This window comes from Bradyrhizobium sp. SZCCHNRI1009, assembly GCF_032487575.1.
Taxonomy (GTDB): Bacteria; Pseudomonadota; Alphaproteobacteria; order Rhizobiales; family Xanthobacteraceae; genus Bradyrhizobium.
On sequence record NZ_JAUEUL010000029.1, the window covers coordinates 1 to 12945 of the forward strand.

Below are 12945 nucleotides of genomic sequence, written 5' to 3' on the forward strand. Positions count from 1 at the left end.
CACAGGGAGACGTGTTGGGCACATCCTGAAGCACCAGCCTGCCTCACACATCCGCCTGTGGTTATGGGTCCCGGGTCAAGCCCGGGACGACACCGAATTTGTTGCCGCCATCTCGCCAACGCATGCGCACCGGGAAGCGCCGGCGTCTGTGACGCATCCACCCCCGTTCCCGCCACCACATCCACTCCACGATTTTTCCGAACAGCCCACCGCACTCCCGCGACGCCATCCGCGCCCAGGTGATGCTGCCGACATCGCTCGACAATGAGAGGGCGCGGGGAAGACCGGACCTCGACTGAGGCCCGTGGCCCGCCTGCAGAAAAAAATGCAGGCGGCAGGTACCACAGGTCCAGCCGGACGACCCGGCCTTCCCCGCGCGCTGGTTTGAACGGCTGCTTCGCGATCTCCCTGGGGACCGGGCTTGTTTGCCCCCATCACCGGCGCGACGCGTCTCCGCATCATCGACCGGCTTGACCTCAGCGTCGGGAGGCCAGGACCACGCGACTTGACCGTACGTCCCAGGCTCATTCGCCGGCCCGCTTGCGCGAAAGCCCCGAGCCCGACACGTCCACCGCTCCCCGCTGCTACGCTCCGTGACGATCGGCCGAAACGTCCCTCTTCATCGCGAACGGGATGGCCGAGAGCATCCGCTTGATTTGCCCGACGACACAAGGCGCGCAGCATGCGACAAACTGGCTCGACGGGCAGTTTGCGCATGAGAGGACTACGGGGATTGCTCGTCGGGCAGAGAACGGCGCTCAACGAGTGGTCTTGGCCAGCAATTGCGCAGCACAATCGTCGGTCCTATATTCGATGCTTGCCTGAGCCGAAGGACTGCGTGATGCCCTCGACCACCTTGACCGTGCACGTCGATGCGAGCGTCAACGAGCGCCTCGAACGGTTAGCCAAAAGTACGGGCCGGAGCCGCGACGTCGTCGCTGCCGAGCTGATCAACGGCTCTCTCGATGTGTATGAGTGGCAGGTGGAGAGCATCCAGCAAGCCATCTCGTCGCTCGATCGTGGCGAGGGCATTCCACATCATGAGGTCAGGGACTGGGTTGCGTCTTGGGGAACGGAAACCGAGAAGGCAGTCCCCGGTAGCACGACCAAGGCTGCCTCGAAGGGATCATGACCCCGATCTGGTCCCCTGAGGCGATCGCCGACCTCGTCGCCTTGAGGGCCTACATCGCACAAGACGATCCGGCGGCAGCTCAGCGCGTCGCACTCCATATTCTTCGGAATGTCGAGACGCTGTTGGCCAATCGCCCGAAAATGGGACGGCCAGGCCGCGTTCAGGGCACGCGTGAGCTCGTCATTCCGAAGACGCCCTACATCGTGCCGTACCGGCTGTCCAACGATGCAATCCAAATCCTGCGCGTGCTTCACAGCGCCCGGCGTTGGCCCGATTCCCTTTGAAGCACATTCTGTCAAGGGTCAGGAGAATGCTTGCGCAAAGCCTCATCATGATGCATTGGCGTCCACTCTTGGTCGCTTAAGAGATCCGGCGCAAGCGTTCGACTTAGTCGACCAGCCGTTCGACACCCATTCGGGCGCGCGCGATGAATTCCTGGTCATCCGCCGTTGCTCCCGTCAGAGAGATGTCCGTTTTGGCGGTTCGTATGAAGCTGGAGCCAACGCAGCTGTCCGAGCTTTCGATGAACGACGTCCACGGCCCGGGAGTCGCCTGCTGCAATCGCAGGCGAATTTCGGCGAAAACGCCCCAGCTAGCAGCTCGTATCTCCACCGGCCCAGCGGTAGATGCGGCTGCTCAAGGGGCCCGCTCCCAGGGGGTTGCTGACCTTGATGGTCACGCGCGAGCCTGAGCCGGACTTTTCGATGCGCGCCGCGACGAAGTAGTTCATCCGGACCCCATAGCTGCCTGCGACCAGGCGAAACTCCGCGAAGCCGCGGTCGCGGTGCAGCTCGCCTTCGGCTTCGATCTGTCCCCCGCCCGGGTTGGCCGGATTGCCAAAGACCCGGACGGGCGGATTGCAGCTTTTGCCGGTCTCGATCAGGCGGCGGTAGATCTCCTCATAGCTTTCGGAAAAGCTCCTGCTGTCGGCGACGTCGCGCGAATTCAAGCCCTCCGGCGACATCGCACATCCACCGGCCATCAGAACGGCGATCGCCGCCGCAGGCAGAGCTGCCTTGATCCCCATCGTCCATCCCCCTGCGCCATCGATCGCATCGCCCCGAGCGATCATCGTGCCACCGGATTCACATACGTCGTTTTGCGGGAGACAGACAATAGCCACGCGGCATCAAGAGCGCGGGCCGGCTCACCGCGGACGGCTTCGACGTTCGCGACCGACCTGACGATCACCTCCTCACGACGCTCATTCGTGATTGCGTTTGGCCCGCGCCATCCGTCATAATTGTGAAATAGAAATTTTCGCGCAATTGACGGCAGCCAAGCCGATTGGAAGCCGAACGTTCTTTTGGGGGAGAGAGCGCACATGCACGCGCCAGTGGCCGGCTCGAAACCGGCTCCCGTGGTCGGCACGGCCTACAGGCCGGATATCGACGGACTGAGAGCTGTCGCAGTGCTGTCCGTCGTCGTGTTCCACGCCTTTCCCCATGTGCTTCGCGGCGGCTTCATCGGAGTCGACATCTTCTTCGTCATATCCGGGTTCCTGATCACCTCGATCATCGTTGCGGATCTGGCGAACGGATCATTTCGTCTTCGGACCTTCTACGCGCGCCGTGTCAAGCGCATCTTCCCTGCCCTCATCGCAGTTCTTCTTGCCGTCCTGCTGCTCGGATGCATTCTTCTGTACACCGACGAATACAAGGAGCTCGGCAAGCAGGTCGCGGCAAGCGCCGGCTTTGCCGCGAACCTGCTGTTCTGGAAAGAGGCCAACTATTTCGACCTGGCCGCGGAAACGAAGCCGCTGCTTCACTTGTGGTCGCTCGGCATCGAAGAGCAATATTACATCCTCTGGCCGGTGCTGCTGTGGCTGTGCTGGCGGACGAGGAAGCGCGCCCTGCCGTACCTCGTGGGGCTGCTGCTCGTCGGGTCATTCCTGCTGAACATCAAAGCCATGGGCGCGAGCCCGACCGAGGCCTTCTACTCCCCGTTCACGCGCGCATGGGAGCTGTTTGCAGGCGGTCTGCTGGCAATCGCGTCGTCGCCATACACCCGGCCGCTCCTCGGCGCCGTCCCCGAGACGGGGCATCGATCGGTCGTTTCCGATCGGCTCGCAGCGTCAGGAATGGTTCTATTGGCGGCGAGCCTGATCCTGATTTCGAGAAATATTCCATTTCCGGGGTGGGCGGCACTGCTGCCCGTCGCGGCGACCTGCATGCTCGTCGGCGCCGGACCGAATAGCTGGGTCGCCCGGCACGTTCTTTCGCATCCTGGCCTGGTCGGAATCGGGCTGATCAGCTACCCGCTCTATCTCTGGCATTGGCCCCTGCTCGTCCTGACCCGCGCCTGGATGGGCGAAGCAGGCTCCGCACCGCTTCGCTGCGGGGTCATCGCGCTGAGCATCGGTCTGGCCTGGATCACCTATCGATGCCTGGAACGTCCGATCCGGTTCGGGCAATCGCCCTTGCGCTCGGTCCCGCTGCTCGGTGGTGGCCTGGCGACGCTCGCGGGAGCAGGCGCCCTGGCCATGACCACCGGCTGGACCTTCAAGCCGGGCGATCTGAACAGCTACGCGGCCTATTTCGACGCGTTCCGCACGGGCGTGTCGCCGGCTCGGGAAGAGCTGGTGGAGATCAACCAGAACCAATGCAACTTCTACAACTTCGAGAGCGCGCTTCCCACGCGCGTCCCGCGGGACGGCATCCGCCCGGACTGCTACACTAGCCACTCCCGCAGAACGGTGCTGCTCTGGGGCGACTCTCATTCGGCCCATCTCTTCTACGGCTTACGGAAGACGCTGCCGGCCGATACGTCCCTGCTGCTGGTCTATGCGTCGGGGTGCCGTCCACACCCGATCGATCTGGCCAAGTTGACGACGGATTACTGCGAGATGTCCAACTCATTTGCGCTGTCGACGATCAAGAATGTCGTTCCCGATGTCGTGGTCATCTCATTCAACAATTCCTTCGATACGGAGTACCTGCGCGAAGTATCCCGGGACATCAAACGGATCGGCGTGAAACGGGTGATCGTGCTCGGACTGGCGCCGCATTGGGAGCCGTTCCTCTTCAAGGTGGTCATGCAGCATTATTGGCAGTTCACACCGGCGCGAATCTCGACGCACCTCGACCAGCATGCGCTCGGCATCGACAAGGCATTTCGAAACGAGCTCCAGGCCAACGAACCGTTCGAGTACCAGAGTCTTCACGACTTCTTCTGCAACCGAGAAGGCTGCCTCATCTATCTCGATCGCAACCGGCGCGAGGGTCTCGTGAGCTTCGACAACGCGCACCTGCGCCCGCTTGCATCGCTCTATCTCGCCGAGCACCTGCTCACGCCCTTGATCCAACGCGACGTCCAGCCGCCGGGCACGCGCAGCGATACGCAACCGCATGGCTGGACGGGGGCTCTCGACGACCGGCCGGCCGTGCAGTGAAGATACGGCGCATTGCTGGGGCGGAGCACGAGACGCCCCGGGACAGCCCATCGACGTCTGCCTGCCATCGCCCGACCGGTCCGCTCAAGCCGCCCGCGGCTTGTTCACCGTCGCGATACGATCGAGAATCTTGCCGAGATCGCGCTTCGCGATCTGGACGTCGTAGTCGGTCTGCAGATTGAGCCAGAGCTCCGGCGTCGTGTCGAGCGCCTTGGCGAGCCGGAGCGCGGTGTCGGCCGTGATGCCGGTCTGCTCGCTGGCAATGCGCTCGATCCGTGTCCGCGGCAGGCCGCACACTTTGGCGAGGGCACCGGCGGACATCTCGAGCGGAATGAGGAATTCCTCGCGCAGAACCTCCCCGGGGTGCATGGGCTTGAGTTTCTTGGTCATCGCAGCGTCCCTTCTCGTGATAGTCCACGACTTCCACCTCCGCGGGGCCTTCTGCCGTCCAGACGAAGCACACCCGGAACTGATCGTTGATGCGGATCGAATGCTGTCCGTGGCGATCTCCAACGAGCGCCTCGAGGCGATTGCCGGGAGGCGATTTCAAGTCGCCGAGATCGGCCGCGGCGTTGAGGTAGCGCAGCTTCCGACGAGCCACCTTGACCAAATCGGACGGAAAGCCTTTCGGGCTTTCGCCATTGAACACGGCTTCGGTGATTTGCCCCGGAAGCTTCTGATCATGGCGGATATGTATCAGTTGATGATACATCGTCAAGCGACCGCTTAGTCCCTGCTGCGGCGGAGCGCTCACTGACCGGCGCTCGACCATGCATCGAACGCGCCGATCGGCGTTCGGAAAAAAGCGGCTTGCGCTACCCGATCGCCGCGTGTAGATGGCGCCTGTCGCGAAAAGCGGCCGTTGCCTGCGGCCGAGTACAAGCCGTCCATCTGCCGTTCTGGCATGGACCGGCCCAGCGTCTCCCACACATCAATCGCCTGACCGATCGTCAGGCTCCAGCGAGCGGTCGCGCGTATCTGCGCCATCGGCTCGCGTGGACCGGAGCGCGCCATGACCAGGGCTGTTGCCGTCATCTATCTGACCATCGTGCTCGATGCCGCCGGCATCGGGCTGATCTTTCCGATCCTGCCGTCGCTGCTGCACGACGTGACGCACGCCGACAACGTGGCGTCCCTTCTCGGCGTCATGACGGCGCTCTACGCCGCGATGCAGTTCATCTGCGCGCCGGTGCTGGGCTCGCTGAGCGATCGGCTCGGCCGGCGCCCGCTGCTGCTGGTCTCGCTGGCCGGCGCCATCGTCAACTACCTGTTCCTGGCCGCTGCGTCCGATCTCTGGATGCTCCTGCTCGGCCGCGCCATCGCCGGCGTCACCAGCGCAAACGTCTCGGTGGCCACGGCCTACATCACTGACATCTCTGCCGAGGAGGAGCGAGCCCGCCGCTTCGGACTCCTCAATGCGATGTTCGGCATGGGATTCATCATCGGGCCCGTGCTCGGCGGCGCGCTCGGCGACCATTGGCTGCGGCTGCCGTTCGTCGCGGCGGCGGTATTGAACGGATGCAACGTCGTGCTGGCGTTGCTGATGCTGCCGGAGACGCGACCACCGGACCCTGGCAGGATCGAGATCGCGGTCCTCAACCCGCTGCGGCCATTGCGCTGGGTGCTCGCCGTCAAGAGCCTGCTGCCGGTGGTTCTCCTCTTCTTCCTGTTCAGCGCGACCGGCGAGGCCTATGGCGTCTGCTGGGCGCTGTGGGGTGGCGACACCTTCCACTGGAGCGGTCTTTGGATCGGCCTGTCGCTCGGCGCCTTCGGCGTGTGCCAGATGCTGGCCCAGATGTTCCTTCCCGGTCCGGCGGTGAGATTGCTGACCGAGCGCGGCGCCATTCTGACCGGGGTGACCTGTGTCTGCACGGCTCTCACGGCCATGGCGTTCGCCAGGCAGAGCTGGATGGTGTTTGGCGCCATGCCGCTGTTCGCCCTCGGCGGCATGGGCATGCCGGCCCTGCAGTCGCTCGCCACCCGGCAGGTCGACGAGAATTTACAGGGCCAGTTCCAGGGCGTGCTCGCCGCCACCGTCAGCCTCGCCTCGATCGTTGCGCCGCTCGGCTTCTCGAGCCTGTACTTCGCCGTCAGGGAGCAATGGCCCGGGGCGATCTGGCTGTCGGTCGTCGCCATCTACGCGGTCGCCATTCCCGTCGTTGTCACCCTGCGCCCGGCCAAGCCGGCGTCCGTGCCCTGATGTCTCGAACCGATCACCTGCGCCGCACTTGTGTCGGGACCTCTCAGTTCGCGGTGATGCTGTGCAGGTGCAGGGCCATCATGGCGTCGTAGTGGGAGTTGCCGGCATAGGAGTCGTGGACCGCCGCTTCCTGCATCAGGCCGCTGGCATGGGCGCTAGAACCGGCATTGGCGTCGGCCGCATCGGCCTGCGCGTTCGCCAGGACCTGCGCGGCGCCTGCGGCGTCACCGAGCTTGGTCAGGCTGGCGGCGGTCTCGGCCGCCACCGCCGAGGCGATGGCGGCGGCCTGCGCCGGCGTCTGCACCGGCGCGGCGACGCCTGCGGCCTGCGGGATCTGGGCCAGCAGCGCCTGCGTGTCGGGAGTCTTGATGTTGTAGCCGAGCGTCTCCAGCACCACGAGATCGATCGGCGACAGCGTCTGCGACGTGGTGGGGTTGTAGAACTCGTTCAAGGGATCGCGCGCGCCCTGGATGCCGGTGTTGAGGAAGTCGGCCGGGTCGGACATCTGGCCGTAATCGGCGATCTTGGTCACGCCGCCGTCGAGCGAGAAATAGGCGGGAGGGCCGGCGGCGATGTTGTTGTTGATCAGATGCTGTCCCGGCTTGGTGAAATCGAACAGGTCGAAGATGTCGAGATTGCCCGGCGACGGTACGCGCCCGAGCGCATGCGACAATTCGTGCAGCGCGACGCCGACCAGGGACTGAGTCGGGATGTCGGTGTTGAAGATGGCGAAGCCGTCCTCCGTCGTCGTGTTGTTTGGATCGATCAGCCCGAGCACCTTGGCCTGCGCGTTGGCGACGAACACCTGGGAATGGCCCTGCACCGCCCTGGTCGTCGGCAGATTGTCGAACACGGTGTCCCCGGCCGCCGCGTGATCCTGCAGATCGGCTCGGAGCTGCGTGTAGTTGGCGAGCACGCCGTTGCTGACATTGGCGCCGGCGCCGCCGCCGGTGCCGGCGAAATCGATCGCGAGGTTCACCGTGGCCTGATCGGTGATCGCCGAGGACAGGATCGCCGCCGCCTGCTCGACGCCGGCGCGGAAGCTTTCGGGCGCAGCCGCAGCGGCGGCATCGAAGGTGAGGTTGAAGGTCAGACCGCCGGTGTGAACCGCGACGGTCTCGGAGCCGTCGGCATGCACCACCGGATCCGACACCGCGCCGGGCGGCAGCACGAACGGCGAGGCGGCCGCGGCCGTGTTGGTGGTCGTGGTCTTCGCCGCCGCGGCCGGGTCCGGCATCATGAGGCCCTCCGAGCTCAGTCCGAGCTGGTCATAGGTCAGCGTGTTCATCAGACGGACTCCTCGATCATGGCCCCCGCGTCCCCAGCTGCGAGGCGTTCGCAAGCCGCGACCATCATCGGCAAGTGAGTGAAAAGTCTGACGCGGCCGGACCCTCTTCGCGGCAGCCGCGCCATGGTTTGGATGCGGCCGGGAAGCCCCGCCATGCTCCTGCCGCGCTGGTCACGCGCGGCGAATGACGGCAATCTGCGGCAGGCGTCCGCCACAGATCGATCCAACATCATCATCGAGAGCCTCCCCATGAAGATGCGCCCGCTCGGCCGGTCCGGCCTCAACGTTCCGCCCCTCTGCTTCGGCTGCAACGTGTTCGGCTGGACGGTGGACGAGGCAGCCTCGTTCCGCCTGCTCGACAAGGTGCTGGAGTCCGGGCTCAACTTCCTCGACACGGCGGACGTCTATTCGCGCTGGGTGCCCGGCCACACCGGCGGCGAGTCCGAGACCATCATCGGCAAATGGATGAAGCTGCGCGGCAACCGCGATCGCGTCATCCTCGCCACCAAGGTCGGCATGGACATGGGCGACGGCAAGGTCGGGCTGAAGGACGACTACATCGCGCGCGCGGTGGAGGATAGCTTGCGCCGGCTGCAGACCGACGTGATCGACCTCTACCAGTCGCACAAGGACGACGAGGCGACGCCGCAGGAGGAGACGCTGGCGGCCTATGACAGGCTGATCAAGGCCGGCAAGGTGCGGGTCATCGGCGCCTCGAACTTCTCGGCGGAGCGGCTGCAGGCCGCACTCGACATCTCCAAGGCGAACAACCTGCCGCGCTATGAGAGCCTGCAGCCGGAATACAGCCTCGCCGAGCGCGCATCCTACGAAGGCGCGCTGCAGCGCGTCTGCGAGGACAACGGCGTCGGCGTCATCACCTTCTTCTCGCTGGCCGCCGGCTTCCTCACCGGCAAGTACCGCTCGGAGGCCGATTTCGGCAAGAGCCCGCGCGGCCAGCGCAGCATACCGAAATACTTGAACGAGCGCGGCATGCGCATCGTCGCCGCGCTGGATTCGGTCGCGAGGGAGACCGGAGCGCAGCAGGCCTCGATCGCGCTGGCGTGGCTGCTGGCGAAGCCCTCGGTGACGGCGCCGATCGCCAGCGCCACCAGGCCCGAGCAGGTCGACACCCTCGTGGCGGCGACGCAGCTCGCGCTGACCGCGGACCAGGTCGCGCGGCTCGACGCGGCGAGCGCGTGAGCGCACACGAACAGCGTCATCATTCAACCAGGCGTGCGGCGTTTCGACACGCACGCAGGACGGTCGTTCTCCACCGGACACGGCCTGTGATCGAGGACAGGGCGCTGCCGACAGCTGTCCTCGCACGCGATCACGCTCCTGCACCGCATTTTCAGCACAGCCGTGCAGCGGGCCGGGCGACTTTGCAGCATTTCGCGGATCGTCACCTCGCGGCCAAACTTCGGCCGGGATCGAACTGCTAAGTCCACCTCTAATTTAGAATGTATCGAGGAAGCGTTCGGTGAATCGTGTCGCGCGCGTAGCTGTTGGCGCATTCGTCTTTGCATCGGTTCTGTCATCCCTCGTGGCGCCGACCGGCAGCGCCCGGGCGCAGCAATCACCGCAGCGCGCGCCGGCCGGCGCCCCGGTGGGCACGCTGCCGGACCGCGAGGCGCTGAACTCCGGCACCGTCACCGTGATCACCGCGCCGATCGGCGGGCCGATGTCGGTGATGGGCTCCGACATGGCAGCGGTGCTGGATGATGGCGAGAGCCTGCGCGTGCTGCCGATCCTCGGCAAGGGCTCGGCGCAGAACCTCATCGACATCGTCATGCTGAAGAACATCGACATGGGCTTCGTCGCCACCGACGCGCTGGAATTCGTCAAGACGGAATACAACATTCCGGACATCGCCCAGCGCGTGCGCTACATCGCGAAGCTGTTCCACAACGACGTTCACATCATCGCGCGGCGCGAGATCCGCTCGCTCGCTGATCTCAACGGCAAGCGCGTGTTCGCCGAGCGCTCGATCGGCCTCCCGGCGGCGCGCACGATCTTCCGGCGGCTCGGCATCCAGGCCGACATCGATTCGCAGACCGACCCGACCGGCGGCCTGCAGAAGCTGATCGACGGCCAGGGTGATGCCTGGATCGCCTCGGTGTCGAAGGACGCGCCGATCATCAAGGGCATCAAGAACGAGGGCGGCAGGCTGCATCTGCTGCCGGTCCCGTATGACCGCGTGCTGCAGGACATCTATCTGCCGACGACGTTCTCGTCGGAGGAATATCCCAACCTGGTGCCGCCGGGCACCAAGGTCGACGCGGTCGCGGCCTCCACCGTGCTGATGGTCTACAACTGGCCGGAGAACAGCGAGCGCTATCGCCGCACCGCGCGGTTCGTCGACGCGCTGTTCGGCAAGATCCAGGTGCTGCAGTCGCCGCCGCGGCATCCGAAATGGCGCGACACCGTGCTGTCGGCGCCGGTGCAGGGCATGATCCGCTTCAAGGCGGCGCAGGAATGGCTCGACGGCGCCCGCGCGATGCAGTCGCCGGGCCAGGACGCCAACCCGGCCGAATTCCGCAAGTTTCTCGACGAGCGCAAGGCGCAGGCGCGGATGTCGCCGGACGAGGCCGCGAGACTCTACAGCGACTTCCTAAAGTGGCAGCGCAGCAGGGAGCCACGCTGAGCACCGAACCGCCGGAAGCGACGTCCCGGCGTCAGGAGGGCGGCAGCAATCCCGCCTGCTCGGCCGTGCGCCGGACGGCCGGCAGGGCCGCATTCGCAGCGCCGCCGTGCTGAGGCGCGGCGCGCGCGAAGCTCAGCTCGACCGTGGTGCCGCCGCCCGGCGTCTCGCGCAGCGCGACGCGGCCCTGATGCGTCGCCATGACCTGCGACACGATCGAGAGCCCGAGCCCCATGCCTTCGCCGCGGGCGTGGCCGCGCTCGAACGGCTGCAGCAGGCGTTCGGGCTGATCGGATTGCAGGCCGGGCCCCGAATCGATCACGCGCAGGCGGGCAGCGGAGTCGACCTCGACCAGGATGGGACCGCCCGCGCCAGCATGCGCGACCGCATTCCTGATCAGGTTCGAGAGCGCGACCGCGATCGCGGGCTCCGAGCCGCGGATCCGGACCGACGCATCGCAGCCGGCGAAGCCGATCTCAAGCCCTGCCTGCAGCGCCATCGGCACGTGCTCGGCGGTGACGCGCCGCGCCAGCGCGACCAGGTCGATCTCGCCCGGCTCGTCCGGCTCCATCGAGATCCGCGCCAGTTGCAGCAGCATGGTGACGATCGACGACAGCTTCTGGTTCTCGCCGACGAGCTTCGCGCGCAGGCCGGCATCCGGCACCGCCTCCAGCATGGTGCGGGCGTTGGTCAGCGGCGTCCGCAGCTCATGGGCCGCGTTGGACAGGAAGTTGCGCTGCGCCTCGGCGGCGTGGTCGATGCGCGTCAGGGCACGATTGAAGGCGGTGACCAGCGGCAGCAGTTCGGCCGGCGCGTCGCGCTCGGGCAGCCTTCGGCCGTCGGGCACGCCGTCGATCATCTCGGCCGCGCGCGCGACCGCGCGCACCGGACGCGCGATCAGCGTCGGCACGAACAGCAGCGCCGCCAGCACCGTCGCGACCAGGACCAGGATGATCGGGAGCGCGACGATCGTCGCATCGGTCAAGGTGCCCATCATCAGTTGCGTCGACGTGTAGGCGACGCCGCCGGTCTCGATCCAGACCTCGCCGACCGGCGTATTCCGGACCGCCGTCATCCGTTTCAGGCGCCTCGTCTCGCCGTCGATCGCATAGGCCAGGAAGCTGGTGCCGTCCTGCGAGGACGGCCCCTTGTGCGGCCGCCATTTCGGAATCGGCCCATAGCTCACCTCGCCGCTCTTGTCGGAGACGACATACCAGAACGTCGGGAATTCCTGCATGATCGTATCGAGGCGGGGCGTCTGCTTGACGAGCAGCCGGCCGCCGGCATCGCGGGCCACGGCCCCCTTCAGCGCGTCGGCGACGTCGGCCGCACCCCAGGTGCCGTCATCGTCGCCGCCGAAGCGGATCAGCAAGGCGGCGGCGCAGATCAGCATGATCGTGGTGACGACCGCGATCAGCGTCGCGGAGAGCAGCGTGATCGAGCGCCGGATGCGGCTGAGCTTCTGCCACCTCATCTGCGTCACTCGCCGCTGAGGAGATAGCCGAGGCCGCGCACCGGCCTGATCGTGGCCTTGCAATTGGCCTCGCGCAGGCGGCGCCGCAGCCGCGACACATGAGCCTCGATCGCGTTCGACTGGATCTCGTCCTCGAAGCCGTAGGCTGCGGTCTCCAATGTCTCGCGCAGCACCACCCGCCCGCTGCGGCGAACCAGCGCCTCGAGGATCGCAAGTTCGCGCCTGGGCACCACGATCGGCGCCTCGTCGACGCAGACCGCACGGTTGACGATGTCGAAGCCCAGATTGGCGATCGAGACCATCGCGCCGCGGTCGAGAAACAGACGGCGCAGCACCGCCCGCGCCCGTGCCACCAGTTCGATGGGTTCGAATGGCTTGGCGACATAGTCGTCCGCGCCCTCGTCGAGCGCACGTGCGATGTCGGCGGGATCGTCGAGCGCCGTCAGCACCACGGTCGCGGGGCTCGGCTTCTGCTGCCGCAGATCCGGCAGCAGCGCCAGCCCGTCGCCGTCCGGAAGACCGCGGTCGATCACCACGAGCTCGAAATTGCGCACCGCGATCGCCGCCCGCGCCTCGTCGAGCGTCGTGACGATGTCCGACGAGCCGAACGCCGTCGCGAGTGCATCCCGCAGCCAGAGCCCGAGCTGGGGATCATCCTCAACGACCAGAACGCGCACGCCATCCTCCCGCATCACCGACAATCGGCTGTTCCTATCATTACGGACGGATTACAATAGGATTACGTGGCGGCGTTCTGGTACCGTTGTTTTTCGTGGCTCAATCGAAGTTGACTGGTTCTGACAAGGCCGATTGCACGCC

General features: G+C 65.9%; 12 protein-coding genes and 1 pseudogene. 6 read left to right on the forward strand and 7 right to left on the reverse strand.

From position 1 onward, the window contains the following. Positions 1 to 841: 841 nt before the first annotated feature. Both QX010_RS29865 and QX010_RS29870 read left to right on the forward strand, forming a co-directional pair. Positions 842 to 1132: a hypothetical protein gene (locus QX010_RS29865; protein ID WP_316183268.1), complete on the forward strand. Its 291-nt coding sequence runs from the start codon at positions 842 to 844 to the stop codon at positions 1130 to 1132. Next, positions 1129 to 1416: a type II toxin-antitoxin system RelE/ParE family toxin gene (locus QX010_RS29870; RefSeq protein WP_316183269.1), complete on the forward strand. Its 288-nt coding sequence runs from the start codon at positions 1129 to 1131 to the stop codon at positions 1414 to 1416. Before QX010_RS29865 ends, QX010_RS29870 begins: the two co-directional genes overlap by 4 nt. 308 nt (positions 1417 to 1724) lie before the next feature. Here the strand turns inward: QX010_RS29870 and QX010_RS29875 are convergent, their stop codons facing one another. Then, positions 1725 to 2096 carry a hypothetical protein gene (locus QX010_RS29875; RefSeq protein ID WP_316183270.1) on the reverse strand — a complete coding sequence of 124 codons (372 nt, stop codon included), beginning with the start codon at positions 2094 to 2096 and terminating at the stop codon, positions 1725 to 1727. Positions 2097 to 2456: 360 nt separating this feature from the next. On the opposite strand from QX010_RS29875, the gene QX010_RS29880 reads away from it, so the two are divergent. Next, positions 2457 to 4523: an acyltransferase family protein gene (locus tag QX010_RS29880; protein WP_316183271.1), complete on the forward strand. Its 2067-nt coding sequence runs from the start codon at positions 2457 to 2459 to the stop codon at positions 4521 to 4523. 84 nt (positions 4524 to 4607) lie between these two features. Here the strand turns inward: QX010_RS29880 and QX010_RS29885 are convergent, their stop codons facing one another. The 3 genes and pseudogenes from QX010_RS29885 to QX010_RS29895 form a co-directional block, all read right to left on the reverse strand. Beyond that, positions 4608 to 4913: a HigA family addiction module antitoxin gene (locus QX010_RS29885; RefSeq protein WP_315800453.1), complete on the reverse strand. Its 306-nt coding sequence runs from the start codon at positions 4911 to 4913 to the stop codon at positions 4608 to 4610. Positions 4914 to 4929: 16 nt separating this feature from the next. Then, a pseudogene (locus tag QX010_RS29890) lies at positions 4930 to 5207 on the reverse strand (type II toxin-antitoxin system RelE/ParE family toxin); the annotation flags it as partial. Positions 5208 to 5273: 66 nt separating this feature from the next. Next, positions 5274 to 5558 carry a hypothetical protein gene (locus tag QX010_RS29895; protein WP_315800454.1) on the reverse strand — a complete coding sequence of 95 codons (285 nt, stop codon included), beginning with the start codon at positions 5556 to 5558 and terminating at the stop codon, positions 5274 to 5276. Here QX010_RS29895 and QX010_RS29900 point away from each other — a divergent pair. Beyond that, positions 5536 to 6723 (forward strand): TCR/Tet family MFS transporter, encoded by a 1188-nt coding sequence (locus QX010_RS29900; RefSeq protein ID WP_316183272.1) that lies wholly within the window; start codon positions 5536 to 5538, stop codon positions 6721 to 6723. The genes QX010_RS29895 and QX010_RS29900 overlap by 23 nt on opposite strands. Before the next feature lie 43 nt (positions 6724 to 6766). Here the strand turns inward: QX010_RS29900 and QX010_RS29905 are convergent, their stop codons facing one another. Continuing rightward, positions 6767 to 8011: an NF038122 family metalloprotease gene (locus QX010_RS29905; RefSeq protein ID WP_316183273.1), complete on the reverse strand. Its 1245-nt coding sequence runs from the start codon at positions 8009 to 8011 to the stop codon at positions 6767 to 6769. A gap of 249 nt (positions 8012 to 8260) precedes the next feature. Here QX010_RS29905 and QX010_RS29910 point away from each other — a divergent pair, with 249 nt between their 5' ends. Beyond that, positions 8261 to 9211 (forward strand): aldo/keto reductase, encoded by a 951-nt coding sequence (locus QX010_RS29910; RefSeq protein WP_316183296.1) that lies wholly within the window; start codon positions 8261 to 8263, stop codon positions 9209 to 9211. A gap of 280 nt (positions 9212 to 9491) precedes the next feature. Further along, the gene (locus tag QX010_RS29915) at positions 9492 to 10655 is read left to right on the forward strand and encodes a hypothetical protein (RefSeq protein WP_315800457.1); all 1164 of its coding nucleotides are present in this window, start codon (positions 9492 to 9494) and stop codon (positions 10653 to 10655) included. A 31-nt stretch (positions 10656 to 10686) separates the two neighbouring features. Here QX010_RS29915 and QX010_RS29920 read toward each other — a convergent pair whose 3' ends face one another. Continuing rightward, on the reverse strand, positions 10687 to 12126 hold the full coding sequence (locus tag QX010_RS29920; RefSeq protein ID WP_316183274.1) for a HAMP domain-containing sensor histidine kinase: 1440 nt from the start codon (positions 12124 to 12126) through the stop codon (positions 10687 to 10689). Between the two features lie 5 nt (positions 12127 to 12131). Continuing rightward, entirely contained in the window at positions 12132 to 12803 is a 672-nt protein-coding gene (locus QX010_RS29925; protein ID WP_315800459.1) for a response regulator transcription factor, read from the reverse strand. Between the last annotated feature and the right edge of the window lie 142 nt (positions 12804 to 12945).

Bases quoted from the DNA above. Each gene is read 5' to 3' on its own strand.
- QX010_RS29865 (WP_316183268.1), top strand. From the start codon at position 842: ATGCCCTCGACCACCTTGACCGTGCACGTCGATGCGAGCGTCAACGAG.
- QX010_RS29870 (WP_316183269.1), top strand. From the start codon at position 1,129: ATGACCCCGATCTGGTCCCCTGAGGCGATCGCCGACCTCGTCGCCTTG.
- QX010_RS29875 (WP_316183270.1), bottom strand. From the start codon at position 2,096: ATGTCGCCGGAGGGCTTGAATTCGCGCGACGTCGCCGACAGCAGGAGC.
- QX010_RS29880 (WP_316183271.1), top strand. From the start codon at position 2,457: ATGCACGCGCCAGTGGCCGGCTCGAAACCGGCTCCCGTGGTCGGCACG.
- QX010_RS29885 (WP_315800453.1), bottom strand. From the start codon at position 4,913: ATGACCAAGAAACTCAAGCCCATGCACCCCGGGGAGGTTCTGCGCGAG.
- QX010_RS29900 (WP_316183272.1), top strand. From the start codon at position 5,536: ATGACCAGGGCTGTTGCCGTCATCTATCTGACCATCGTGCTCGATGCC.
- QX010_RS29895 (WP_315800454.1), bottom strand. From the start codon at position 5,558: ATGACGGCAACAGCCCTGGTCATGGCGCGCTCCGGTCCACGCGAGCCG.
- QX010_RS29905 (WP_316183273.1), bottom strand. From the start codon at position 8,011: ATGAACACGCTGACCTATGACCAGCTCGGACTGAGCTCGGAGGGCCTC.
- QX010_RS29910 (WP_316183296.1), top strand. From the start codon at position 8,261: ATGAAGATGCGCCCGCTCGGCCGGTCCGGCCTCAACGTTCCGCCCCTC.
- QX010_RS29920 (WP_316183274.1), bottom strand. From the start codon at position 12,126: ATGAGGTGGCAGAAGCTCAGCCGCATCCGGCGCTCGATCACGCTGCTC.